Below are 19,566 nucleotides of genomic sequence, written 5' to 3' on the forward strand. Positions count from 1 at the left end.
TCAGGAGCGGAGCAGGGCGCCGATCTCGCGGGCCAGTTCGGTCGTGGCCTCGATCTCGGCCTTGCGGATGGAGACGCTCTCGACGTTGAAGCCGTAAGGCATGCCCAGGCGTTCGCAGAAGGCCTTCAGGTCGCGGGCCATGGCCAGGCACTCACGCCGCGAGTCGGCCAGCGGGTCGTCGGAGGCGCGCAGCTCGGTGGCCAGCCAGGCCGGCACCTGGACGCCCAGCCACTCAAGGAACTCGAGGGTCTTGGGCGACCCGCACAGCGACAGCGTGAAGATGAGCGGGCGCGGGGTGATGCCGGCGTCCCGGCAGGCGTGGAAGTAGTCGGAGACCAGGTTCTTGGACTCGTTCAGGTCGTAGACGACCTGGGAGATGAAGAAGCCGCACCCGCGTTCCTGCTTGGTCAGCATGCGCAGGTGCTCGTCGCCGTGGCGGGCGTGACGCTCGCCGATCACCACCGCTCCCAGCGGCAGCTCCGGCCGGACGTCGTGGTGCAACTGCTGGGCGCGCTTCAGCGACGTCCGCACCGGTTTGCCGCCGGAGGAGGCGCCCACGAAGACGCCCAGGGTCCGGGTCGGGTCGGCCGACGACAGCCAGTCCCGCAGTTCGGTCTCGGCGTACTTGCCGACGCAGCGGTAGACCACGGTCGGCTTGTCCCAGTCGCCCAGGTGGTCGGCGAGGAAGGACGCCGGGTCCAGGGTGGGCAGATAGGGGAACGGGCGCTGGTCGGAGTTGCGGTCCGACTCGTCGTCGATGTCGTAGAGGATCAGACCGTCGAGGTCGAGGCCGGCCAGCCGGCCCACGGTGATCTCGGCTATCTCCTTGACCCGCTCGGGAGCGGTGTTGCGGCGCGGCGGGGTGATGCTGAACAGCATCACCCCGCTCTGCGCCTCGGCGAGCTTGGACTGCAACGAGTTACGAGACACAGGCCAAGCGTAGAGAAGCGGTCAGGCGTGGTCGGCGCAGCAGGGGGTGGGATCCCGCGTTTCGAACGGCACCAGCGTCCCGCCCACGGCCGGCATGGTCACCAGGACCAGTTCGCCGCCCCGGAACTGCGGGCGGACGAAGTCGCGGGTGTCCAGCCGCAAGCCCGGGTCGGCCACCCCGGAACCCAGCACCTCGACGCGGTCGATCACGCTGCGGTCCAGCACCTCGGCCACGGTGAGCGTGCCGGTCAGCTCCGACGATCCTCCGAAGACCACGGCCCGGCCGAACTTTCCGTTCATCGCCTCGTCGGCCGCCACCCGCAGGTCGGCCGGCGTCTCCACGGGCGAGGCTCCGGCCAGGCTGATCGCGACGTGCGGGAACGGCGAGGTGACCAGGTGGGTGCAGGCCAGCGCCGGGGGCGGGTCGAGCGAGAGGATCCAGTGATCGGCGGCGCCGACCTCCCGGTGACCGAGGGACATGCCCACGGTCGTGGCCGGGAGGCCGGCAGCCGAGCGGTACAGGGTCACCTGGGCAGAACCCAGATCGGGTTGGTGTAGAACCACAGGTCGCCCCACGGGTCGGCGTCGCCGACGACGTCCAGCTTGGGTCCGTACGGGTCGACCGAGGCGCCCATCAGGCCGGGCTGGGTGCGGTTGCCGTCGGTGCCGCGCACGCGCACGTAGAACGGCTTGTCGAGGCGCCCGAACGAGTAGGACAGTGAGACCCGCTTGGCGCCGGGGCTGACCTCGAACGACTTGACCACCTTGGTGTTCGGGGCGGTGAAGGCGTCCTTGTCGGCGACCGGGCCGGTGACCGAGCCGACGATCACGTCGACGCGCTTGAGGACCGGGATGAACTGCGCCCAGTTCGGCACATCCTGCAGGTCGATGTCGAGGGTGATCTCGGTCGAGGTGCCCCGCTTGACGTGCACCACGCCGCCGAGCGGGGTGCCGGTCGACCCGCGACGGTCCCCGGCGACCCGGACCCGGGCGTCCAGGCCCTTGATCAGGCGGCCGTGGTCGACCCAGACCCGGCCGGCGCGCAGGCCGTCCATGACCTGCTTGTAGCCCCACGAGGTGGCGCCGACCGAGGTGCGGCCGTAGAAGCCGGGCCAGAAGTCGCCGGCCGTGGTGAGCGTCTTGCCGGTGTAGACCGGGTCGTTGTACTTGCCGTTGGCCTCGAAGTCGCTGCCCGGGCCGCGGTCCGACTGGTCCAGGTAGTTGACGTGCGAGTCCGAGTTGACCGTGATCCACCAGGCCTTGCCCTCGGACAGCAGGCTGTCCCAGAGGCCGCCGACGGTGGCGGTCATCCAGTCGAAGCCGCCCCAGGTGCGGTAGCTCTCCAGCGGGTAGCCGGCGAACGAGGCGGCCGACGGGTTGTTGTCGTAGTAACCGCGGGCGCCGCCGCGGCCGTTCGGGGCCGGGATGCCGGCGGCCTGGTGGCCCGGCGCGCCCTCGAAGCCGATGGCAACGGTCGGGTCGGCGTCCCGCCAGTTGCGGATCTCGTGCGGCGAGTCGATGCCGCGGCGGGCCGGGTGGTTGGCCAGGAACACCGCGCCGTCCACCTTGCGGGCCTTGACCTGCGAGGCGAGGAACTTGATGCCGGCGATCGCGGCGGCCTCGTTCTGCTCGTTGGTGTTGGTCGTGGGCAGCGCCGAGCCGTCGTAGTTCTGCTCGAACTTCTTGAGGACCTCGACCTCGTTGCGGCTCGGGGTCACGAAGACCGTCGCGTGCTCGGCGCCCGGGATGTTCCACTCCAGGCCCTGGAAGGTGAGCAGCTCGCGCAGTTCGTCACGGGTGGCGCGGATGTCCGGGTTGACCTTGTCGACGCCGATCTTGGCGTGGGTGACGCTGCCGTGGTCGGTGATGACGACCCAGTCGAGACCGAACGCGTGGCCGTGCCGGGCCTGGTCGATCACCCGGTACTGGGCGTCCGAGCTGTACTGCGTGTGGATGTGGTGGTCACCGGCGAGCCACTTGAAGCCGCCCTTCTCGGTGCCCCCGCCGGCCGGGCCGTGGCTGTGCGGCAGGCCGGCGGCCTGGGCAGCGGACGGCGTGGCCAGCACGGAGGCGGCCGCGCCGGCGCCGAGCAGACCGGCCCCGCGCAGGAAACCGCGGCGGGAGACGTCGGACGGCGACAGCTCGCTGTCCGGGATGCTCAGGTCGAGCGCGGGGGAGACGTCGCCGCCGGCGCCCTCGTGCACATCGTCGTGGTGGTGGTGGTCGTGGCCGTGACCCATATCAATGATCTCCCACAGATTGATGCATGCGTACTCCGGCACACTTGCTGCGGCAGTTCAACGGCCCGTGTACCGGGCATGACTTTCGTCAGTACGTGCGACTGCCGTTCGGGTCGGGCGGCGGCGGCACCTGCGGTTCTACCGTCCGACGCATGCTGATAACCCTGGACGGACTGACCAAGAGGTTCGGCGCCACGGTGGCCGTCGACGGGCTCGATCTCGAGGTGCGGCCCGGCCGGGTCACCGGGTTCCTCGGGCCCAACGGCGCCGGCAAGTCGACCACTCTGCGCATGATCCTCGGCCTCGACCGGCCGACCTCGGGGCGCGCGCTCCTCGATGGACGGCCCTATTCCGCGTACGAGTTCCCGCTGCGCAAGGTCGGGGCGTTGCTCGAGGCCAAGGGCGTGCACCCCGGGCGTACGGGTCGCAGCCACCTGCGCGCGATGGCCCGCAGCAACGCGATCCCGGCCGTACGGGTCGACGAGGTGCTGGCCCAGGCCGGCCTGACCGGGGTCGCGGCCAAGCGCGCGGGCACCTGGTCGCTGGGCATGGGTCAGCGGCTGGGGATAGCCGGCGCGCTGCTCGGCGACCCGCCGGTGCTGATCCTCGACGAGCCGGTGAACGGCCTCGACCCGGACGGGGTGCGCTGGATCCGCGGCCTGATGCGCGAGCTGGCCGGCCAGGGCCGCACGGTGCTCGTCTCGAGTCACCTGCTCAGCGAGATGCAGGTGACCGCCGACCACCTGATCGTGATCGGTAACGGGCGGTTGCTGGCCGACGCGCCGCTCGACCGGATCCTCGCCGGGCACGCCTCGCTCGAGGACGCCTACTACGCGCTGACCGAGGGGAGCGCGCTGCGATGACCGTGCTGCGAGCCGCGATCGGCGCGGAGTGGATCAAGCTGTGGACGACTCGTACGGTGTGGTGGTCGCTGGCCGCCGCGCTCGTCCTGATGGCCGCGGGGGCCGCGCAGTACGCGCTCTACGCGGAGAACGGCGACCTCGACGCGACCGTGCTGCGCGACGGTCGCGTGCCGGCCGGCAACGTCGCCGTGCTCGCGCTGAGCTTTGCCCAACTGGCCTTCGTCGCGCTGGCCATGCTGGCGATGACCAGCGAATACTCCACCGGCACGATGCGGGCGACGCTGACCTGGGTGCCGTCGCGGGTCAAGCTGCTGCTGGCCAAGAGCGCGGTCGTCGCGGCGGTCACCTTCGTCGCCGGGGCGGTGGCCGGGATCGTTGGCGGGCTGATCGCGAAACCGCTGCTGGGTGACCTCGGAGAGGCCGGCGGGATCCCTCCGACAGCTCTGCGGATCGGCGCGTACCTGGCCCTGCTCGGGGTCTTCGCGGTCGGCCTGGGCGCCGCGCTGCGCGGCCCGGTGGTCACGCTGGTCGTGCTGCTGATGCTGATCGTGGTGCTGCCCCCGCTGCTGCAGGTGCCGGACGTCGCCGTGCTCAACGGGATCGCCGACGCCCTGCCCGGCGTGGCCGGAAACCACTTCCTGCTGGGCGACTCCGACCCGTACGCCCCGGGCCTCGGTCTCCTGATCGTGGCGGTGTGGGCAGTCGGCGGCTTCGTCCTGGGCTGCCGCGAGCTCGACCGGCGCGACGCCTAAAGGAGACCGGCCTCGTAGGCGACGATCGCCGCCTGTACCCGGTTACGCACGCCCAGCCGGCTCATCAGACTGCTGACGTACGCCTTCACGGTGCCCTCGACCAGGAAGAGCCGGCGCCCGATCTCCGCGTTGGACAGTCCCTCACCGACCAGGGCCAGCACCTCACGTTCCCGGTCGGTGAGGGCGTCCACCCGGGTACGGGCGGCCGCGCCGGCGCCGAGGCGGACCCCGGCCAGCTCGGTGATGACCCGGTGGGCCACCCGGGGCGACAGGTAGGCCGCGCCCGCCGCGACGGCCCGGATCGCCGCGGTCAGCTCACGCGGATCGCTGGACTTGAGCAGGAAACCCGACGCGCCGGCCGCGAGCGCCCGGACGATGTACTCGTCCTCGCCGAAGGTCGTCAGCATGAGCACGCCGGTGTCCGGAGCGAGACGGCGGATCTCGGCCGCGGCCGCCAGCCCGTCGCGGCGCGGCATGCGGATGTCGAGCAGCACGACAGCGGGCCGGTGCCGCCGCACCAGATCGACCGCCTCGATGCCGTCCGCGGCCTCGCCGATCACCTCGAGGCCGTCGTCGTTGTCGAGGATGGCCCGGATGCCGGCCCGGATCATCGCCTCGTCGTCGGTGATCAGCACCTTCATCTCAGTCGTTCCTTGCTGGTCAGGCGACCGTCGGAGAAACACAGCCGGTACGCGGCGTCGGCCATCGGGAAGTTGCCGTCGGTGTAGAGCTCGCAGCCCTTCGGCTTGTCGCCGGGTGCCTGCCGGGCCGGGAGGTCACCGGCCAGGCCGGCGCGCGGCGTGCCCGGGCCGAGACGGTCGAACGTGGCTTCGTCGAGCACCGAGCCGGCCACCGCGAACGGGTAGTACCCGATCGCGGTGAGCACGGCCAGCACGAGCGGCGTGACGATCGCGGCGGCCAGGCTGCGGCGGGCCCGGCGGCGGGCGTCGTGCATCTCGGTGATCACCGGGGGTTCCGCGACGTCCGGGGCGCCGTCGTGGGGGATCACCGCGACGGCGCGGAAGCCCCCGTCGGGGGTGCGCTCGGCGGTGAGGGTCCCGCCGGCCAGGCGTACGCGTTCCCGCAGCCCCAGAAGCCCGAGCCCGGTGGACATCGGCCGCCCTTCGCCCCGGGACGGTGGCGCGTCGTTGATCACCGAGGCGGTCGTGTGGTCGCCGTCGCCGGCCAGGGTGACCCGCACGGTGGCGCCTCGCGCGTGCCGGCTCGCGTTGGTCAGCGCCTCGCGGACGAACCCGTGGACGGTCCGCTCGATCGGCGGCGGCAGCTCGCCACGCCGTTCGAACAGGACGGTCATCCCGGCCTCCCGGTGCCGCTCGACGAGCGCCTCCACCTGCTCGCCGGCGGGTTCCAGCGGGGGCCCGTCGTCCTCGCCGCGGAGCACGCCGATGATCTCGCGCAGCTGGTCGGTGGCGGCGCCGGCCGACGCGCGGATCCGCCCGGCCGCCGCGCTCTGCTTCGCCGGCAGGCCGGGCGTGGTCTCCAGCGCGCCCGCGTTGAGCGCGATGAGGCTCAACTCGTGACCGAGCGAGTCGTGCATCTCCTGGGCGATGCGGGCCCGCTCACGCAGCCGCGCCTCGCGCACGACCATCCGATGCTCGTACTCGAGGCGGGCCGCGCGTTCCCACCCCGCCGAGACCAGCCGGGCCTGCTGCGCGCGGTAACGCCCGGCCAGCCACGGGAAGACGCCCAGCAGGAGGAGGGCCATGGCCAGGAAGAACCATTCGGCCAGGGCGGTGTGCAGCACGGCGACGTTGAGCGCGGTGCCCCCGGCCGCGATGACGACGAAGGCGAGCGCGACCGTCCGGACGCGCTCGGTGCGCAGGCCGAGGAGGTAGCTCAGCACCGGCAGGCCGAACACGAAGTTGCCGTCGAGCAGGGTGCCGAGCAGCACGACCAGCCACGCCACGACCGGCCGGCGGCGGACCGTGAGCACGATGACGGCGGCCGCCGCGAGCGCGCCCAGAAGCGCGAGGTATTCGCTGCTCAAGGCCTGGTTGGCCACCACCGGCGCGATCAGCACCGACCCGAGCACTCCGTCGGCCACCCACTCCCGCCGTACCCGCATCCGGCCAGGCTATCGACGCGCCCCGGCCCGCCACCACTGCCGAAAGTCAGGTCTGGTCGTCAGATGATGGGGCGGAACAGGCCCAGAGAGATCGTCACGGCCAGCGTCAGCGTCGAGAGGGCGACCGCGCTCACGACCAGCGCCGTGTCGGCCGGCCGGAAGATCTGCCTCCGGGCGTACGACCGGGGCGCCCCCGAGTCGAACCCGCGCGCGTCCATCGCGACCGCCAGCCGGCCACCGCGGCGCAGCGCGCCCACCAGCAGGGCGAAAGCCGTCGAGACGAAGAGCCGTAAGGCCGCGACCGGGTTGTGGCCGGCGTCGATGCCCCGCGCCCGGCGGGCCAGCGTCAGCATCTGCCACTCGGCGCCGAGCAGCGGCAGCAGGCGGAAGGCGGCCAGGGCCCCGATCGCGAAGCGGGCCGGCGCCTTGGCGTTCTGCACCAGGGCGTCGGCCAGGTCGGTCGGGTCGGTGGTGGCGAAGACCAGCACGCCGGGGACGGCCACGGCGAACAGGCGCAGGATCAGGCCGAGCGCCGCCGTCAGCACGCCGGTGGTGACGTCGAACGGGCCGAGGTCCAGCAGCAGCGTGCCGTTGCGCTCGGCGGCGAACAGCACCATCGTGACCAGCAGGCCGAACGCGCCGATCAGCAGGGGCCAGGCCCGCCGGACCAGCGTCGCGTAGCGCACGCCGAAGAACGGGACGGCGGCCAGTTCGATGGCGAGCGCGATGGCCGGGGTCAACGGGTCGAGCGTGGAGATCAGCGGCAGCGAGAAGAGCAGCGCGGCCGCGAGCTTGGCGACCGGGTTGCGGCGGGCGAGCGGGGCCGAGGGGTCGGCGATCGCCTGGAGGGCCAGGGTCATGACCGGCCGCCCGGGTGGCGCTGGGGGAGCGGGTCCCGCCGCCGGGCGGTGCCCAGCGGGAACGTGCGGTCGGCCACGGTCTGCACGAAATCGTCGTCGTGGGTGACCGCGACGATGCCGTGGCCGTCGTCGCGCAGGGTGGACAGCAGGGTGATCAGCTCGATCCAGGTACGCCGGTCCTGCCCGAAGGTCGGCTCGTCGAGCACCAGCAGCCGGGGGGCGGTGGCCAGCGCGGTGGCCACGCTGAGCCGGCGCGCCTCGCCGCCCGAGAGCGTGTACGGGTTGGCGCCGGCCAGTTTGGCCAGGCGCAGCTGGTCGAGCAGGTCGTCGACGATCCGCTCGACCTCGTCGGCCGACCGGCCCAGCCGGCGCGGGCCGACCGCCAGCTCGTCGGCGACGCGGGCGGTGACGAACTGGTGCTCGGGGTTCTGGAAGACCGAGCCGATCCGCCCGGTGAGCGTGGCCGCGCGCCACCGGTGCGGCGGGCGGTCGTCGCCGAAGCCGCGGACCTGCCCACCGGTCGGGGCCAGCAGGCCGCCGAGCACGAGCGCGAGAGTGGACTTGCCGGCGCCGTTGGGGCCGGTCACCGCCAGCACCTCGCCCTCGCCCACGCCCAGCGACACCGGTGCGAGCCGCTGCGCCACGGCGACCTGCGACGCCCGTACGAGATCGGGGCCGGCCGTCCTTCCCGACTTGAGCGGCGGAACGGTGAAGCCGGGCACCCAGACGCCCTCGTCGGCCAGGCGGTCGCCGTAGGCCGCGAACACCAGCTCGGGTGGGCCGTCGGCCCGCACCCCGCCACCGGGCTCGAGCACGACCACCCGGTCGATCAGCGGCAGCGCCTCGGCCACCCGGTGCTCGACCAGGATCATCGTCTGGTCCCGCAGGGAGCCGAGCGACTCGCGGATCAGCGCCGCGCCGTCCGGGTCGAGGTTGGCGGTGGGCTCGTCGAGCAGCAGCAGACCGGGCCGCAGGGCCAGCACCCCGGCCAGCGCCAGCCGCTGGGCCTCGCCGCCGGACAGCGCGGCGGTCGAGCGGGTGATCGGGTAGGGGAAGCCGACCCGGTCGAGGGCGTCGCTGACCCAGGGCCAGATCCGGGCCGGGGGCACGCCGCGATTTTCCAGGCCGAAGGCCACGTCGTCGCCGCTGCGGGCCATCACGAGCTGGGTCTGCGGGTCCTGGAAGACGATGCCCGCGCCGGAGGACCAGCCGTCGGCCGAGGTTTCGGGGGACCGGACGCCGCGGTGGGTGCGGGGATCGAGGCCGTCGATCTCGATGGTGCCGGCCGCCTCGCCCGAGTCGTCGGGGAGCAGGCCGGCCAGCGCGGCGAGCAGGGTGCTCTTGCCGGCCCCCGAGGGACCGAGCAGGAGCACCCGCTCGCCGTGCGCGATGCGCAGGTCGACGTCGCGGACGGCCCAGGCGCGCCGGCCGGCGTGCCGCCAGCCGAATCCGCGGAGGACGACCTCACTCATGAACGGCGCATCGATTCAGAACTCATGACCGGCGCATCGAGTCAGACGAGGGCTCGCGACCGACCGGCCGGGAAACGGTCGAGCACGCCCGTCTGGGCCAGCGCGCGGGTCAGCAGCACGCTGCCGAACCCGGCGATGACCAGCGCGGACGCCGCGGTGATGAGGATGTAGGGGAACCGCATGGTGGCCCAGGACGTGCCGCCGTACCAGACGAACGCGTCGTAGATGGCGGCGACCGCGCCGGCCACCGCGCCCGCGGCCAGGGCCACCGGCAGGCGATAGACCTTGTATGCGAACAGCGCGAACACGAGCTCCGCGCCGAGCGCCTCGAGCGGGCCCTGCACGACGATCGTCCACCCCCAGCTCACGCCGATCGCCACGGAGACCAGCGAGGCGAGCGAGAGGGTGTAGAACGCGGCGCCGGGCTTGCGGATGATCAGCGCGCCGAGCACGGCCGGCACCAGCCACACGCCGTAGAGGACGGCCCGGCCGGGCAGCGGAATGGCGTCGGCGGGCCCGTTCCAGAGCAGGCCCCAGGCCCAGAAGATCACGCCGAAGGCCACGGCGATGATCGAGGCGATCACAATGTCTATCGTGCGCCAGCGGTTGTTCATGGTGGAACCTCCCAGTTTGTACCGGGAGGAGACGCACGCCACGGTCGGGCGGGGGCCCGGGCGTGACGCGGCTGGAGAAAGACCGAACTTCCTGCGCTGGCATTACCCAGATCAGGTGCGAGGGTCTGCGGTTGCCCGCACTCTCAGCGCTGTGCGCTCCCCTGTCGGATGTGCTGTCGTGCTGTGTCTCCGTGCTGTGTTTCGATGAAGGTAACACCGTGAGCGATCGCGGGACAGCGAGGGAGTGATCACATGGAGATCAAGGCACGCGGGATGACCTTCGACGTGTACGAGGGCGGGCCGTCCGACGGCGACCCGGTGCTGCTCCTGCACGGCTTCCCACAGGATCATCACGAGTTCGACCTGCTGGCCCCGAAACTGCACGCCGCCGGCCTCCGGACGTACGCCCTGGACCAGCGCGGCACCTCGCCCGGCGCCCGCCCGGCCGAGGTCGCGGCCTACCGGCTCGAGCAGCCGACCGCCGACGCCGTGGCCGTCCTGGACGCGCTCGGCCTCGAGTCGGCCCACGTGATCGGCCACGACTGGGGCGCGATCGTCGGCTGGTGGCTCGCCTCGGCCCACCCCGACCGGGTGCGCACGCTCACCGCCGTCTCCATCCCGCACCCCAAGGCCCTGGGCCTGGCGCTGCGGGTCCGCGCGGCCCAGCGCGCCCGCATGTCGTACTTCAAGGTCTTCCAGTCGCCGGTCGCCGAGCGGCTGCTGATGGCCCGCGACGGCGCCGTGCTGCGGGCCATGTTCAAGCCGATCGGGTCGCGCGGCGACCACTACGTCGAGGCGATGCGCAACGACCCGGGCCGGCTCACCGGCGGTCTGAACTGGTACCGCGCCTCGACCGGCGGCTTCGCGGCCGAGCCGGGCATCATCCGTGTGCCGACCACGTACGTGTGGAGCGACCGGGACGGCGTGGTTTCGCTCACTGCCGCGCTGCGCACCCGCGACTGGGTCGAGGCCGACTACGAGATGGTCGCGCTGCGGGGCATCAGCCACTGGGTGCCGGAGCAGGCGGCGAGCGCGCTCGCCGAGGCCGTCCTCCGTCGTTTCAAGCGAGTTTGATTCCCGTTCATATTGGGGAATCGCCTCCGTCATGGTGGAAGAGAAGGCGCGTGTCAGACACGAGACCGAAAAGCAGCGCTGGGACCGGAACTTCGCCGACCTTCTTCAGGAGTTGCGGGTCGCGCAGACCGGCATCCAGATCCTCTTCGCCTTCCTGCTGACACTGCCCTTCAGCAACCGGTTCTCCGAGGTCACGCAGTTCCAGAAGGACGTCTACGTGGTGGCGCTGCTGGCCGCGGCCGGCGCCACCGCGATGATCATCGCGCCGGTCGCCTTCCACCGGGCCCTGTTCCGTCAGGGCCGCAAGCCCGAGCTGGTGCGATACGCCCACCGGATGGCCACCGGCGGCCTGTTCTTCCTGCTCGTCGCCATGGTCAGCAGTGTCCTGCTGGTCACCGACTTCATCCTCGACCGGACCATCGCGTTCGTCTTCACCGGAATCACCGCCGCCTTCTTCCTCACCTTCTGGGTGGCCGTCCCGTTCTTCCGGCGCAATTGGATCGACGAGGACGCCGAGGAGGAGGACGAGGAGGTCAGCAAGACCGCGGTCATCCCCGGCGAGTCCGCAGACCGAGTTTCCTGAGCTCGAGCTCGGCCAGCGCGTCGACCGCCGCCGCGTCGCCGTTGCGCCAGCTCTGCGCGATGTCGGGGCCGAGCTTGGCCAGGCGGTTGAGCGGCTGGCCGGCCAGGGCCCGCAGCGCCAGCAGGTCGCGTCCCGCGGGATCGTTGCGTACGGCGCTGGCGACCGCGGCCCGGCGCATCCACCGCAACCGCAGGGGAAGCCAGCCGAACAGCACGAGCGCGAGCGGAACGGCCACCGCGATCAGCGCGACGACGATCGCCATCGTGTCGACGACGTCCTGCTGCTGGCGGCCGGCCTCGGCGATCGACCGGGCCGCCGACGCCGCGCCCTCGAACGGCTTGACCAGCTCGTCGCCGACCAGGGGCACCCCGCCGACCTTGCTGCCGGCGTCGCTCAGGTTGTCGGCGATGCCGCCGCCCGCGCTCTCCAGCTTCGCACCCGGCACGCCGAGCTTCTCGACCATGTCGTTGACCCAGAGACCCGCCCGGATCCACAGATAGATCCACAGGACCACGACGATGTCGGTCAGGAGCTGGCGTACGGCGGTGGGCAGCCGGTCGGCATAGAGCTTCACGCCGCACAGCGTCCCACGTAGACGGCTAGCCTCGACCCGCGCAGTCCGGGCAGGTTCCGAAGATCTCCATCGTGTGGGAGACGTTCACGTAGCCGTGCCGGCTGGCCACCTTGCCGGCCCACGACTCGACCGCCGGGCCCTCCACCTCGACCGCGCTGCCGCACTCGCGGCAGACCAGATGGTGGTGGTGGCCCTGGCTGCAGCGGCGGTAGAGGTGCTCGCCGCCGGGCGGGCGCATCACGTCGATCTCGCCGGCGTCGGCCAGCCCCTGCAGCGTGCGGTAGACCGTGGTCAGGCCCACCCGCTCGCCTCGTTCGCGCAGCCGGGCGTGCAGCTCCTGGGCGCTGTAGAAGCCCTCGGCCTCGGCCAGCACGGCGCTCACGGCGGTGCGCTGCTTGGTGGTGCGCTGCGCGACATTCTGGTCGGCGTTCACGATCGGACCTCCCTCGCGTGGCTGACCGCGTCGGCGACGATGTGCGCGACGTGATCGTCCACCAGCGAGTATGCGATCTCCCGGCCGCGTCGTGCACCCCGGACCACCCCGGCGCCGCGGAGCACCCGCAGGTGCTGGGAGACCAGCGGCTGCGGCGCCCCGAGCTTCTCGACCAGCTCGTGCACGCAGCGCTCGCCGGCGCCCAGCTCGGCCACGATCGCGACGCGGATCGGAGCGGACAGGGCACGCAGCAGCTCGCCGGCGGACTCGTACGCCTCGTAACCACTCGGCGTGGTCGTCATCGGACCTCAGACTTTCTGCAGGACGACATCGGGCGGCTCGACCTCGTGCGGCGGGTGGGCGCGCCGCCGCGCCAGGCGCCAGCCGGCGGCGCCGATCGTGATCGCGACGAAGACGGCCAGCGCCAGGATGACGGTGGTGGCGCCGGGCGGGGTGTCGGCCTCGGCCGAGACGACGACCCCGATGCCGGCCGCGACCAGGCCGATGACCATCGCCGCCGCCATGGTGCTGCGGAAGCCGCGGGTCACCTGTTGCGCGGCGGCGACCGGGATGACCATCAGCGCCGAGACGAGCAACAGACCCACCGTACGCATGGCGATCGTCACCGTCACCGCGGTGGTCACCGCCATCAGGATGTTGAGCGCCCGCACCGGCAGGCCGCTGACCCGGGCGTACTCCTCGTCGTTGCAGACCGCGAACAGGGCCGGCCGGAACGCCAGCATGGCGACCAGCACCGCCGCCCCCAGCACCGCGATGACCGCGATGTCCTCGGGTGACGTGGTGATCAGCGAGCCGAAGAGGTACTGCACCAGGCTGTTGCTGTTGGCGTCGTCGGACAGGGCGACCAGCACCACGCCGCCCGCGATGCCGCCGTAGAACAGCAGGGCCAGCGCCAGGTCGCCGGAGGTCCGGCCGCGTTCGCGGATCAGCTCGACGCCGACCGCGCCGACGGCCGCCACGATCACGGCGCTGATCACGGGGGACTGGTTGAGCAGCAGGCCCACGCCGACGCCGGTGAGCGCGACGTGACCGATGCCGTCACCGATCAGCGACAGCCGCCGCTGCACCAGGTAGATGCCGAGCGCGGGCGCGGCCAGACCGATGATGAGAGCGCCGGTCAGGGCCCGCATCATGAAGTCGTACTGAAAAAGGTCCATTTTAGTTGGCCGCGATCCGGTCGGTGGGGGCCACGCAGATGCCGGTCGGCTGGGTCACGGCGTGCGGGTGCACGTGGTCGTGGTCGGGCTCGGCGTGGTGGCCGGCCGGCTCGGGCGGCGGGCCCACGTGGGCCACCCGGCCCTCGTGCACCACGACCGCCCGGTCGATCAGCGGCCGCAGCGGGCCCAGCTCGTGGGCGACCAGCAGGATCGAGCCGCCGGACTCCTCGAACCGGCCCAGCGCGGCGGCGAACGCCTCCTGGCTGGCCGCGTCCACCCCGGCCGTGGGCTCGTCGAGCACCAGCAGGTCGGGCTTTCCGGCCAGGGCGCGGGCGATGAGGGTCCGTTGCTGCTGGCCACCCGAGAGCGTGGTGACCGGGTCGTCGATGCGCGACAGCAGGCCCACGTCGGTCAGCGCGTCGCGGACCGCGGCCTTGTCGACGGAACCGGACGGGCGGAAGATGCCGCGCCGGGCCAGCCGTCCGGACGCGACGACCTCGCCGACCGTGGCCGGCACCCCGCTGCCGGCGCCCAGCCGCTGCGGCACGTAGCCGATCCGGGCCCACTCACGGAACTTGCGCTGCGGCGTGCCGAACAGGTCGATCTCGCCCCGGGTCAGCGAGGCCAGCCCGAGGATCGTCCGGATGAGGGTGGACTTGCCGGAGCCGTTGGCCCCGAGGATCGCGACCACCTCGCCCGCGTCGACCTCGAACGACACGTCGTGCAGGATCTCGCGGCCGTCATAGCCGACCGCGGCGTGGCGCACCGTCACGACGCTCATTCCGAACACCCCAATCCGGCGGTCAGCGCGGCGAGATTCGCCCGCATGACGCTGAAGTAGTCGCCCTTCTGGTCGATCAAGCCTTCGAGCGGGTCGAGCACGGCCGTCCGGGCGCCGACCTCGCGGGCGATCGTCTCGGCCACCGCCGGGCTCACCAGCGTCTCGAAGTAGATCGTGGTGGTGCCGGTCTCCCGCGCCTCCCGGGCCACGGCGGCCAGGCGCTGCGGCGAGGGCTCGGCCTCGGGGTCGATGCCGGTGATGCCGACCTGGTGCAGGTCGTAGCGGCCGGCCAGATAGGCGAACGCCGTGTGGCTGGTCACCAGCTCGCGCCGCTCGCAGGTCTTGAGACCGGCGGCGAAATCGCCGTTCAGCGCGCCCAGCTCGGCGACCAGCGCCTTGGCCCGCGCCCGGTAGTCGGCGGCGTGGCCGGGGTCAGCCTCGGCGAGGCGCTCGCCCAGCTTCTCGGCGATCGTCGAGAAGCGCACCGGGTCGAGCCAGACGTGCGGGTCCTCCCCGCTCTCGGCTGTCTCGTGCTCGTGGCCGTGCTCGTCCCCGCCACCGGCCGGCAGCAGCGGGACGACCGAGGCGGCGTCGAAGGCGCGATCCTTGGCCTCGAGGCCGATCGCCTCGTCGACGGCCGGCTGGAAACCCTTGATGTAGACGGCCAGGCCGGCCTCGGCGACCTCACCGACCTGACGCGGGGTGAGCTCGATGTCGTGCGGCTCCGCGCCCGGCTTGGTGAGGTTGGTGACGCTGACCACGTCGCCTCCGATCCGCTCGCTGAGGAACTGCAGCGGATAGAACGCCGTGACGATCTCGAGCTTCTCGCCGGCCTTCGCCCCGCCGGCCTGCCCGCCGCAGCCCGCGAGAACGGTCAGGGCGAGCACGAAGGGAAGCAGGCGGCGGCGCATACCACCACTGTCTCCGAGAATGATAATGATTGTCAAAATCGCATATGTGCCCAGGCTTCCCGGTCAGAGCGCCTTGGCCACGACCACCGCGAGGAGCAGGGCGAGCATCAGCACCCGGAGCGCCCGGGTCGAGGTGGTCTGCACCGGCCAGGTCGTGAAGGTGAGCGCGGCCAGGCCCACGGCCAGCACGAAGAGCAGCGCCGCGCCCACGATGCCGGGCAGGAAGAGGCCGGCGATCATCACCACGAGCGCGGCCACGAACGCCGCCGTGGGACTCACCCGGGTCAGCCGGCGCAGGAGGTGGTTGTCGGGCATCACGTGGTCACTCCTCGTCGCTGCGTACGCTCATCGCATGTTGGTGCTGAACCGCTTCGTCGCCCCGCCCGACACGCAGGACGGCTTCCTCGTGCGGGCGCACGCCGCCCTCGGTGCTCTGGCCGAGCGCCCCGGCTATCTTTCCGGCCGGCTGACCCGCGCGATCGAGGACCCGTCCTCGTGGACGCTGGTCACCGAGTGGGAGTCCGTCGGAGCCTACCGGCGCGCGCTGGGCGCCTTCGACGTCAAGGTCCATGCCACCCCGCTGCTCGCCGAGTCGATCGACGAGCCGTCGGCCTTCGAGACCCTCGCCTCGGCCGAGCCGGGCGGGGCGGTCGTGGTGACCGAGAGCGACCGGGCCTCTCAGCCCTGGCGCTGACGACTACTGTTGACCTCATGACGACGGCGCCTCATGTTCCCGCCCCGCCGCCGGGTCCGGGCGTCCAGCCGCCGTTCCCGGCGCCGCCGGTCGAGGGCAAGGGCAAGCGTCTCGGCTGGAGCCTGGGCATCGGCGCCGGCGTGGTGCTGCTGATCTGCGGCGGGGGCGTGGCCGCGCTGATCGGGCTGGGCTCGTCGGTGCAGGGCGCGCTCGACGAGCAGGCGCAGGCGGCCGTCGACGACTACCTCAAGGCGCTCGAGGGCCGGCTCTACGACGATGCGTACGAGCAACTCTGCGGTCAGGCCAAGCGGGCCGAGAGTGCCGCGGAGTTCCGCACCCGGGTTCAGGGCGAGCAGCGCATCACCGACTGGCGGCTGGGCACGTTCGACACCATCGGCATGACCGTGCCGGTCGACGCGACGTACGAGGACGGCCAGACCGAGCAGCTGGAGGCCTCGCTCGACCAGAACACGTCCACGGGCGCGTTCGAGGTGTGCGAGCTCGGGGAGTAATCTCGCTGTTTGTCCTGATCCTTAGAGCCCCCGCCGACACCCAGCCGGCGTAGGAGGAACATGCCCGCCGACCGTATCGACTCCGTCGTCAGCTTGGCCAAGCGCCGCGGCTTCGTCTTCCCCTCCAGCGAGATCTACGGAGGAACCCGCTCGGCCTGGGACTACGGTCCGCTGGGCGTCGAGCTGAAGGAGAACGTCCGCCGCCAGTGGTGGCGCACGATGGTGCAGCAGCGTGACGACATCGTCGGTCTCGACTCCGCCGTCATCCTCGCGCGTGACGTGTGGGCCGCCTCCGGTCACCTCGACGCCTTCGTCGACCCGCTGACCGAGTGCCAGTCCTGCCACAAGCGGTTCCGCGCCGACCACCTCGAGGAGGCGTGGGAGGCCAAGCACGGCTCGCCGCCCGCCTCGCTGCAGGAGCTCAACTGCCCCAACTGCGGCAACAAGGGCACCTTCACCGAGCCCAAGATGTTCAACGGCCTGATGAAGACCTACCTCGGCCCGACCGAGAGCGCCGAGGGCCTGCACTACCTGCGGCCCGAGACCGCGCAGGGCATCTTCGTCAACTACAACAACGTGGCCACCGCCGCCCGCAAGAAGCCGCCGTTCGGCATCGCCCAGGTCGGCAAGAGCTTCCGCAACGAGATCACCCCGGGCAACTTCATCTTCCGTACGCGGGAGTTCGAGCAGATGGAGATGGAGTTCTTCGTCGAGCCCGGGTCGGACGAGACCTGGCACGACTACTGGCTCCAGCAGCGCTGGGACTGGTATCGCGACCTCGGCCTGTCCGAGACGAACCTGCGCTTCTACGAGCACCCGAAAGAGAAGCTCTCGCACTACTCGAAGCGGACCGTCGACATCGAGTACCGCTTCCAGTTCGGCGGCACCGAGTTCGCCGAGCTCGAGGGCGTCGCCAACCGCACCGACTTCGACCTGTCGACGCATTCCAAGCACTCCGGCGTCGACCTCTCCTACTTCGACCAGGAGAAGCAGGAGCGCTGGGTGCCGTACGTGATCGAGCCCGCGGCCGGCCTCACCCGGGCCGTGCTGGCGTTCCTGCTCGAGGCGTACGACGAGGACGAGGCCCCGAACACCAAGGGCGGCGTCGACAAGCGCACGGTCATGCGTTTCGACCCGCGCCTGGCCCCGGTCAAGGTGGCGGTGCTGCCGCTCTCGCGTAACCCGGAGCTGTCGCCCAAGGCGCGCGGGCTGGCCGAACTGCTCCGCAAGCGCTGGATCGTCGAGTTCGACGACTCCCAGGCGATCGGCCGGCGCTACCGCCGCCAGGACGAGATCGGCACCCCGTTCTGCGTCACGGTCGACTTCGACACGCTGACCGACGACGCGGTGACGGTCCGCGACCGCGACACCATGAAGCAGGAGCGGGTCGGCCTCAGCCAGATCGAGGACTACCTGATCAAGCGCCTGCCCGGCTGCTGACCTCCGCCCTCGATCTCCGTTCTCCGGAGAAGTCGCAGGGGAAGTCGCAGGGGAAGTCTCAGGAGAAGTCTCAGGAGAAGTCGAAGCCCCCGGGCCGGTCGTTCCGGTCGGCGATGAGCCCGGCCAGGGTCGCCACGGCGATCTCGGCCGGGGTCCGCGCCCGGATGTTCAACCCGATCGGCCGGTGCACCCGGGCGATCTGATCCTCCGGCACACCCCGGGAGCGAAGGGCCGCCACGTGCGGCCCTTCCTTCTTGGGGTTGCCCATGATCCCGACATACCGCGTCCGGGCGTCCAGAGCCTGGGCGAGGACGTTCCCGACCTCGGGCCGGTCATGGTCGGTGAGCACGACGTCGGTGTGCGCGTCGAGGTTGGCCGCCGCGAGATCACGTACGAAGCGGTCCCCGTGCGGCCGCGGCGTCCCCCGCAGCCGGGTCTCGTCCGGCTCCACCAGCACGGTCTGAAAGCCGAGGTCCGGCGTCAGTCGCAGAATGGCCTCCGCGACCGGCGACTCGAACACCAGAACCAGCCGCCGCGCCCCACCGTCGTCACCCATGCCCCGACTCTGCCAGACCCCCATCCCCTGCGCCGGCCGGTCCACTCTTGATGCCCGACAGGTTGTCGTGCGTCTAGTATGAGCCCGGCATCGAAAGGGGCGGGAATGCGGAAACCCCGGCCGCATGCAAGCAGAGGCTGTCCGGGGTTTCTCAGCAACCCCGGCCGCATGCAAGCAGAGGCTGTCCGGGGTCTTCGGCAGAAAGATACCGCAGAGCGGGGGGAGGAAACCAGGAGATGCATGGCGAATTGACCGAAACGGCGGTGATGACCCGCAGGATTTCGCCCGAAAGGTTGGCCCCGTATGCCGATGCGACCGGCGGGGACCCGGAAGCAGCTCTGCAGCTTTACACCTGGAATGCGGATGTGTCGGCGGCGCTGGCTGCCACCCTCGGTCACGTGGAAGTGGTCCTGCGTAACGCACTTCACGAGAGCCTGACGAACTGGTCGGAGGCTGAGTTCGCTGAGTCGAAGTGGTATCTCGACGCCGGTGGCCTTCTCCAGGCGCGGGCGGTCAAGGACATTCGCGTCGCGCGGGAGCGTGCGGGACGAAACGGCCGGCGCTCGGAGACGCCGGGACGTGTCGTCGCGGAACTCAATTTCGGATTCTGGCGGTATCTACTGGCCAGCTACTACGACGCAACGCTTTGGCGGCAAGCCTTGTATGAGGCGTTTCCCGGCCAGGCGCGGCGCCGGATCATTCAGGACGCGGTCGAGGTTCTGCACCTGTCGCGCAACCGGCTTGCTCACCATGAGCCCATGTTCAACAGGCCCGTCGACGACATCCGGATCACCGCCCTTGAGCTGGCCGGGTGGATCTGCCCGGTGAGCAGGACATGGATCGAGCGGCGCTGTTCGGTGAGCCGGCTTCTCGGCCGACGGCCGGCCTAGGTGACTGGTGTTAAACAGGGGTTGATCGGCGTAGCCGATCGACCCCTGTTGTGGATTGGGGCGGTAGGTGTGTCGGTGATGTGCCTGGTGGTGCGGGCGGATGTGTTTGCCAGTAATGGTTGT

At 71.4% G+C, this 19,566-nt stretch carries 23 protein-coding genes, 1 pseudogene and 1 riboswitch; of the genes and pseudogenes, 8 read left to right on the forward strand and 16 right to left on the reverse strand.

Translation table 11 applies throughout. From position 1 onward, the window contains the following. From HJC40_RS43040 to HJC40_RS43050, 3 genes are read right to left on the reverse strand one after another with little or no spacing between them, the layout of a single operon-like run. On the reverse strand, window positions 1-930 hold the full coding sequence (locus HJC40_RS43040) for a 5,10-methylenetetrahydrofolate reductase (RefSeq protein ID WP_250009601.1): 930 nt from the start codon (window positions 928-930) through the stop codon (window positions 1-3). Window positions 931-951: 21 nt separating this feature from the next. Next, window positions 952-1,458 (reverse strand): hypothetical protein, encoded by a 507-nt coding sequence (locus HJC40_RS43045; RefSeq protein WP_250009602.1) that lies wholly within the window; start codon window positions 1,456-1,458, stop codon window positions 952-954. Then, window positions 1,455-3,212 carry a histidinol-phosphatase gene (locus tag HJC40_RS43050; RefSeq protein ID WP_250009603.1) on the reverse strand — a complete coding sequence of 586 codons (1,758 nt, stop codon included), beginning with the start codon at window positions 3,210-3,212 and terminating at the stop codon, window positions 1,455-1,457. The genes HJC40_RS43045 and HJC40_RS43050 overlap by 4 nt, the downstream gene beginning before the upstream one ends. A gap of 113 nt (window positions 3,213-3,325) precedes the next feature. Here HJC40_RS43050 and HJC40_RS43055 point away from each other — a divergent pair. Both HJC40_RS43055 and HJC40_RS43060 read left to right on the forward strand, forming a co-directional pair. Further along, a pseudogene (locus tag HJC40_RS43055) lies at window positions 3,326-3,973 on the forward strand (ABC transporter ATP-binding protein); the annotation flags it as partial. A gap of 56 nt (window positions 3,974-4,029) precedes the next feature. After that, window positions 4,030-4,785 (forward strand): ABC transporter permease, encoded by a 756-nt coding sequence (locus tag HJC40_RS43060; RefSeq protein WP_250009605.1) that lies wholly within the window; start codon window positions 4,030-4,032, stop codon window positions 4,783-4,785. Here HJC40_RS43060 and HJC40_RS43065 read toward each other — a convergent pair. The 5 genes from HJC40_RS43065 to HJC40_RS43085 are packed head-to-tail and all read right to left on the reverse strand — an operon-like array spanning window position 4,782 to window position 9,817. Further along, entirely contained in the window at window positions 4,782-5,426 is a 645-nt protein-coding gene (locus HJC40_RS43065; RefSeq protein ID WP_250009607.1) for a response regulator transcription factor, read from the reverse strand. The genes HJC40_RS43060 and HJC40_RS43065 overlap by 4 nt on opposite strands. Next, window positions 5,423-6,871: a sensor histidine kinase gene (locus HJC40_RS43070; RefSeq protein WP_250009608.1), complete on the reverse strand. Its 1,449-nt coding sequence runs from the start codon at window positions 6,869-6,871 to the stop codon at window positions 5,423-5,425. Before HJC40_RS43070 ends, HJC40_RS43065 begins: the two co-directional genes overlap by 4 nt. 59 nt (window positions 6,872-6,930) lie before the next feature. After that, window positions 6,931-7,731, reverse strand: coding sequence for an energy-coupling factor transporter transmembrane protein EcfT (locus tag HJC40_RS43075; RefSeq protein WP_250009609.1), 801 nt, complete (start codon window positions 7,729-7,731; stop codon window positions 6,931-6,933). After that, window positions 7,728-9,203 carry an ABC transporter ATP-binding protein gene (locus HJC40_RS43080; protein ID WP_250009610.1) on the reverse strand — a complete coding sequence of 492 codons (1,476 nt, stop codon included), beginning with the start codon at window positions 9,201-9,203 and terminating at the stop codon, window positions 7,728-7,730. The genes HJC40_RS43075 and HJC40_RS43080 overlap by 4 nt, the downstream gene beginning before the upstream one ends. Window positions 9,204-9,244: 41 nt before the next feature. Next, complete coding sequence (locus HJC40_RS43085; protein WP_250009611.1) at window positions 9,245-9,817, reverse strand: ECF transporter S component; 573 nt, start codon at window positions 9,815-9,817, stop codon at window positions 9,245-9,247. A gap of 70 nt (window positions 9,818-9,887) precedes the next feature. After that, window positions 9,888-9,990, reverse strand: a riboswitch (TPP riboswitch). A gap of 79 nt (window positions 9,991-10,069) precedes the next feature. On the opposite strand from HJC40_RS43085, the gene HJC40_RS43090 reads away from it, so the two are divergent. Both HJC40_RS43090 and HJC40_RS43095 read left to right on the forward strand, forming a co-directional pair. After that, window positions 10,070-10,891: an alpha/beta fold hydrolase gene (locus tag HJC40_RS43090; protein WP_250009612.1), complete on the forward strand. Its 822-nt coding sequence runs from the start codon at window positions 10,070-10,072 to the stop codon at window positions 10,889-10,891. Window positions 10,892-10,922: 31 nt separating this feature from the next. After that, window positions 10,923-11,474, forward strand: coding sequence for a DUF6328 family protein (locus HJC40_RS43095; protein ID WP_250009613.1), 552 nt, complete (start codon window positions 10,923-10,925; stop codon window positions 11,472-11,474). Here HJC40_RS43095 and HJC40_RS43100 read toward each other — a convergent pair. From HJC40_RS43100 to HJC40_RS43130, 7 genes are all read right to left on the reverse strand, one after another. Then, complete coding sequence (locus HJC40_RS43100; protein WP_250009615.1) at window positions 11,440-12,048, reverse strand: hypothetical protein; 609 nt, start codon at window positions 12,046-12,048, stop codon at window positions 11,440-11,442. The genes HJC40_RS43095 and HJC40_RS43100 overlap by 35 nt on opposite strands. A gap of 25 nt (window positions 12,049-12,073) precedes the next feature. Beyond that, window positions 12,074-12,481: a transcriptional repressor gene (locus HJC40_RS43105; RefSeq protein WP_250009616.1), complete on the reverse strand. Its 408-nt coding sequence runs from the start codon at window positions 12,479-12,481 to the stop codon at window positions 12,074-12,076. Further along, window positions 12,478-12,783 carry a metalloregulator ArsR/SmtB family transcription factor gene (locus tag HJC40_RS43110; protein ID WP_250009617.1) on the reverse strand — a complete coding sequence of 102 codons (306 nt, stop codon included), beginning with the start codon at window positions 12,781-12,783 and terminating at the stop codon, window positions 12,478-12,480. The genes HJC40_RS43105 and HJC40_RS43110 overlap by 4 nt, the downstream gene beginning before the upstream one ends. Before the next feature lie 6 nt (window positions 12,784-12,789). Beyond that, window positions 12,790-13,659 carry a metal ABC transporter permease gene (locus tag HJC40_RS43115; RefSeq protein ID WP_250009618.1) on the reverse strand — a complete coding sequence of 290 codons (870 nt, stop codon included), beginning with the start codon at window positions 13,657-13,659 and terminating at the stop codon, window positions 12,790-12,792. A gap of 1 nt (window position 13,660) precedes the next feature. Next, window positions 13,661-14,440, reverse strand: coding sequence for a metal ABC transporter ATP-binding protein (locus HJC40_RS43120; RefSeq protein ID WP_250009619.1), 780 nt, complete (start codon window positions 14,438-14,440; stop codon window positions 13,661-13,663). After that, the gene (locus tag HJC40_RS43125; protein ID WP_250009620.1) at window positions 14,437-15,351 is read right to left on the reverse strand and encodes a metal ABC transporter substrate-binding protein; all 915 of its coding nucleotides are present in this window, start codon (window positions 15,349-15,351) and stop codon (window positions 14,437-14,439) included. The genes HJC40_RS43120 and HJC40_RS43125 overlap by 4 nt, the downstream gene beginning before the upstream one ends. Before the next feature lie 63 nt (window positions 15,352-15,414). Then, window positions 15,415-15,666, reverse strand: coding sequence for a DUF6703 family protein (locus HJC40_RS43130; RefSeq protein WP_284044553.1), 252 nt, complete (start codon window positions 15,664-15,666; stop codon window positions 15,415-15,417). Window positions 15,667-15,703: 37 nt separating this feature from the next. Between HJC40_RS43130 and HJC40_RS43135 the strand changes: the two genes are divergently transcribed. The 3 genes from HJC40_RS43135 to HJC40_RS43145 are packed head-to-tail and all read left to right on the forward strand — an operon-like array spanning window position 15,704 to window position 17,997. Further along, complete coding sequence (locus HJC40_RS43135) at window positions 15,704-16,045, forward strand: antibiotic biosynthesis monooxygenase (protein WP_250009623.1); 342 nt, start codon at window positions 15,704-15,706, stop codon at window positions 16,043-16,045. A 17-nt stretch (window positions 16,046-16,062) separates the two neighbouring features. Continuing rightward, window positions 16,063-16,557 (forward strand): hypothetical protein, encoded by a 495-nt coding sequence (locus tag HJC40_RS43140; RefSeq protein WP_250009624.1) that lies wholly within the window; start codon window positions 16,063-16,065, stop codon window positions 16,555-16,557. Between the two features lie 60 nt (window positions 16,558-16,617). Further along, window positions 16,618-17,997, forward strand: a complete 1,380-nt coding sequence (locus HJC40_RS43145; protein WP_250009625.1) for a glycine--tRNA ligase — start codon at window positions 16,618-16,620, stop codon at window positions 17,995-17,997. Between the two features lie 70 nt (window positions 17,998-18,067). Here HJC40_RS43145 and HJC40_RS43150 read toward each other — a convergent pair whose 3' ends face one another. After that, a complete protein-coding gene (locus tag HJC40_RS43150) occupies window positions 18,068-18,553 on the reverse strand; it encodes an XdhC family protein (protein ID WP_250009626.1) in 486 nt (161 codons plus the stop codon). Between the two features lie 236 nt (window positions 18,554-18,789). On the opposite strand from HJC40_RS43150, the gene HJC40_RS43155 reads away from it, so the two are divergent. Beyond that, on the forward strand, window positions 18,790-19,443 hold the full coding sequence (locus tag HJC40_RS43155) for a hypothetical protein (protein WP_250009627.1): 654 nt from the start codon (window positions 18,790-18,792) through the stop codon (window positions 19,441-19,443). Window positions 19,444-19,566 lie beyond the last annotated feature (123 nt).

This window comes from Actinoplanes sp. M2I2 (assembly GCF_023544445.1).
Classification (GTDB): Bacteria; Actinomycetota; Actinomycetes; order Mycobacteriales; family Micromonosporaceae; genus Actinoplanes.

What these genes read in the sequence shown, in the direction of transcription:
- HJC40_RS43060 (WP_250009605.1), top strand. Translation starts at nt 4,030, where the DNA reads ATGACCGTGCTGCGAGCCGCGATCGGCGCGGAGTGGATCAAGCTGTGG.
- HJC40_RS43065 (WP_250009607.1), bottom strand. Translation starts at nt 5,426, where the DNA reads ATGAAGGTGCTGATCACCGACGACGAGGCGATGATCCGGGCCGGCATC.
- HJC40_RS43070 (WP_250009608.1), bottom strand. Translation starts at nt 6,871, where the DNA reads ATGCGGGTACGGCGGGAGTGGGTGGCCGACGGAGTGCTCGGGTCGGTG.
- HJC40_RS43075 (WP_250009609.1), bottom strand. Translation starts at nt 7,731, where the DNA reads ATGACCCTGGCCCTCCAGGCGATCGCCGACCCCTCGGCCCCGCTCGCC.
- HJC40_RS43080 (WP_250009610.1), bottom strand. Translation starts at nt 9,203, where the DNA reads ATGAGTGAGGTCGTCCTCCGCGGATTCGGCTGGCGGCACGCCGGCCGG.
- HJC40_RS43085 (WP_250009611.1), bottom strand. Translation starts at nt 9,817, where the DNA reads ATGAACAACCGCTGGCGCACGATAGACATTGTGATCGCCTCGATCATC.
- HJC40_RS43090 (WP_250009612.1), top strand. Translation starts at nt 10,070, where the DNA reads ATGGAGATCAAGGCACGCGGGATGACCTTCGACGTGTACGAGGGCGGG.
- HJC40_RS43095 (WP_250009613.1), top strand. Translation starts at nt 10,923, where the DNA reads ATGGTGGAAGAGAAGGCGCGTGTCAGACACGAGACCGAAAAGCAGCGC.
- HJC40_RS43110 (WP_250009617.1), bottom strand. Translation starts at nt 12,783, where the DNA reads ATGACGACCACGCCGAGTGGTTACGAGGCGTACGAGTCCGCCGGCGAG.
- HJC40_RS43115 (WP_250009618.1), bottom strand. Translation starts at nt 13,659, where the DNA reads ATGGACCTTTTTCAGTACGACTTCATGATGCGGGCCCTGACCGGCGCT.
- HJC40_RS43120 (WP_250009619.1), bottom strand. Translation starts at nt 14,440, where the DNA reads ATGAGCGTCGTGACGGTGCGCCACGCCGCGGTCGGCTATGACGGCCGC.
- HJC40_RS43125 (WP_250009620.1), bottom strand. Translation starts at nt 15,351, where the DNA reads ATGCGCCGCCGCCTGCTTCCCTTCGTGCTCGCCCTGACCGTTCTCGCG.
- HJC40_RS43130 (WP_284044553.1), bottom strand. Translation starts at nt 15,666, where the DNA reads ATGCCCGACAACCACCTCCTGCGCCGGCTGACCCGGGTGAGTCCCACG.
- HJC40_RS43135 (WP_250009623.1), top strand. Translation starts at nt 15,704, where the DNA reads ATGTTGGTGCTGAACCGCTTCGTCGCCCCGCCCGACACGCAGGACGGC.
- HJC40_RS43140 (WP_250009624.1), top strand. Translation starts at nt 16,063, where the DNA reads ATGACGACGGCGCCTCATGTTCCCGCCCCGCCGCCGGGTCCGGGCGTC.
- HJC40_RS43145 (WP_250009625.1), top strand. Translation starts at nt 16,618, where the DNA reads ATGCCCGCCGACCGTATCGACTCCGTCGTCAGCTTGGCCAAGCGCCGC.
- HJC40_RS43150 (WP_250009626.1), bottom strand. Translation starts at nt 18,553, where the DNA reads ATGGGTGACGACGGTGGGGCGCGGCGGCTGGTTCTGGTGTTCGAGTCG.
- HJC40_RS43155 (WP_250009627.1), top strand. Translation starts at nt 18,790, where the DNA reads ATGCATGGCGAATTGACCGAAACGGCGGTGATGACCCGCAGGATTTCG.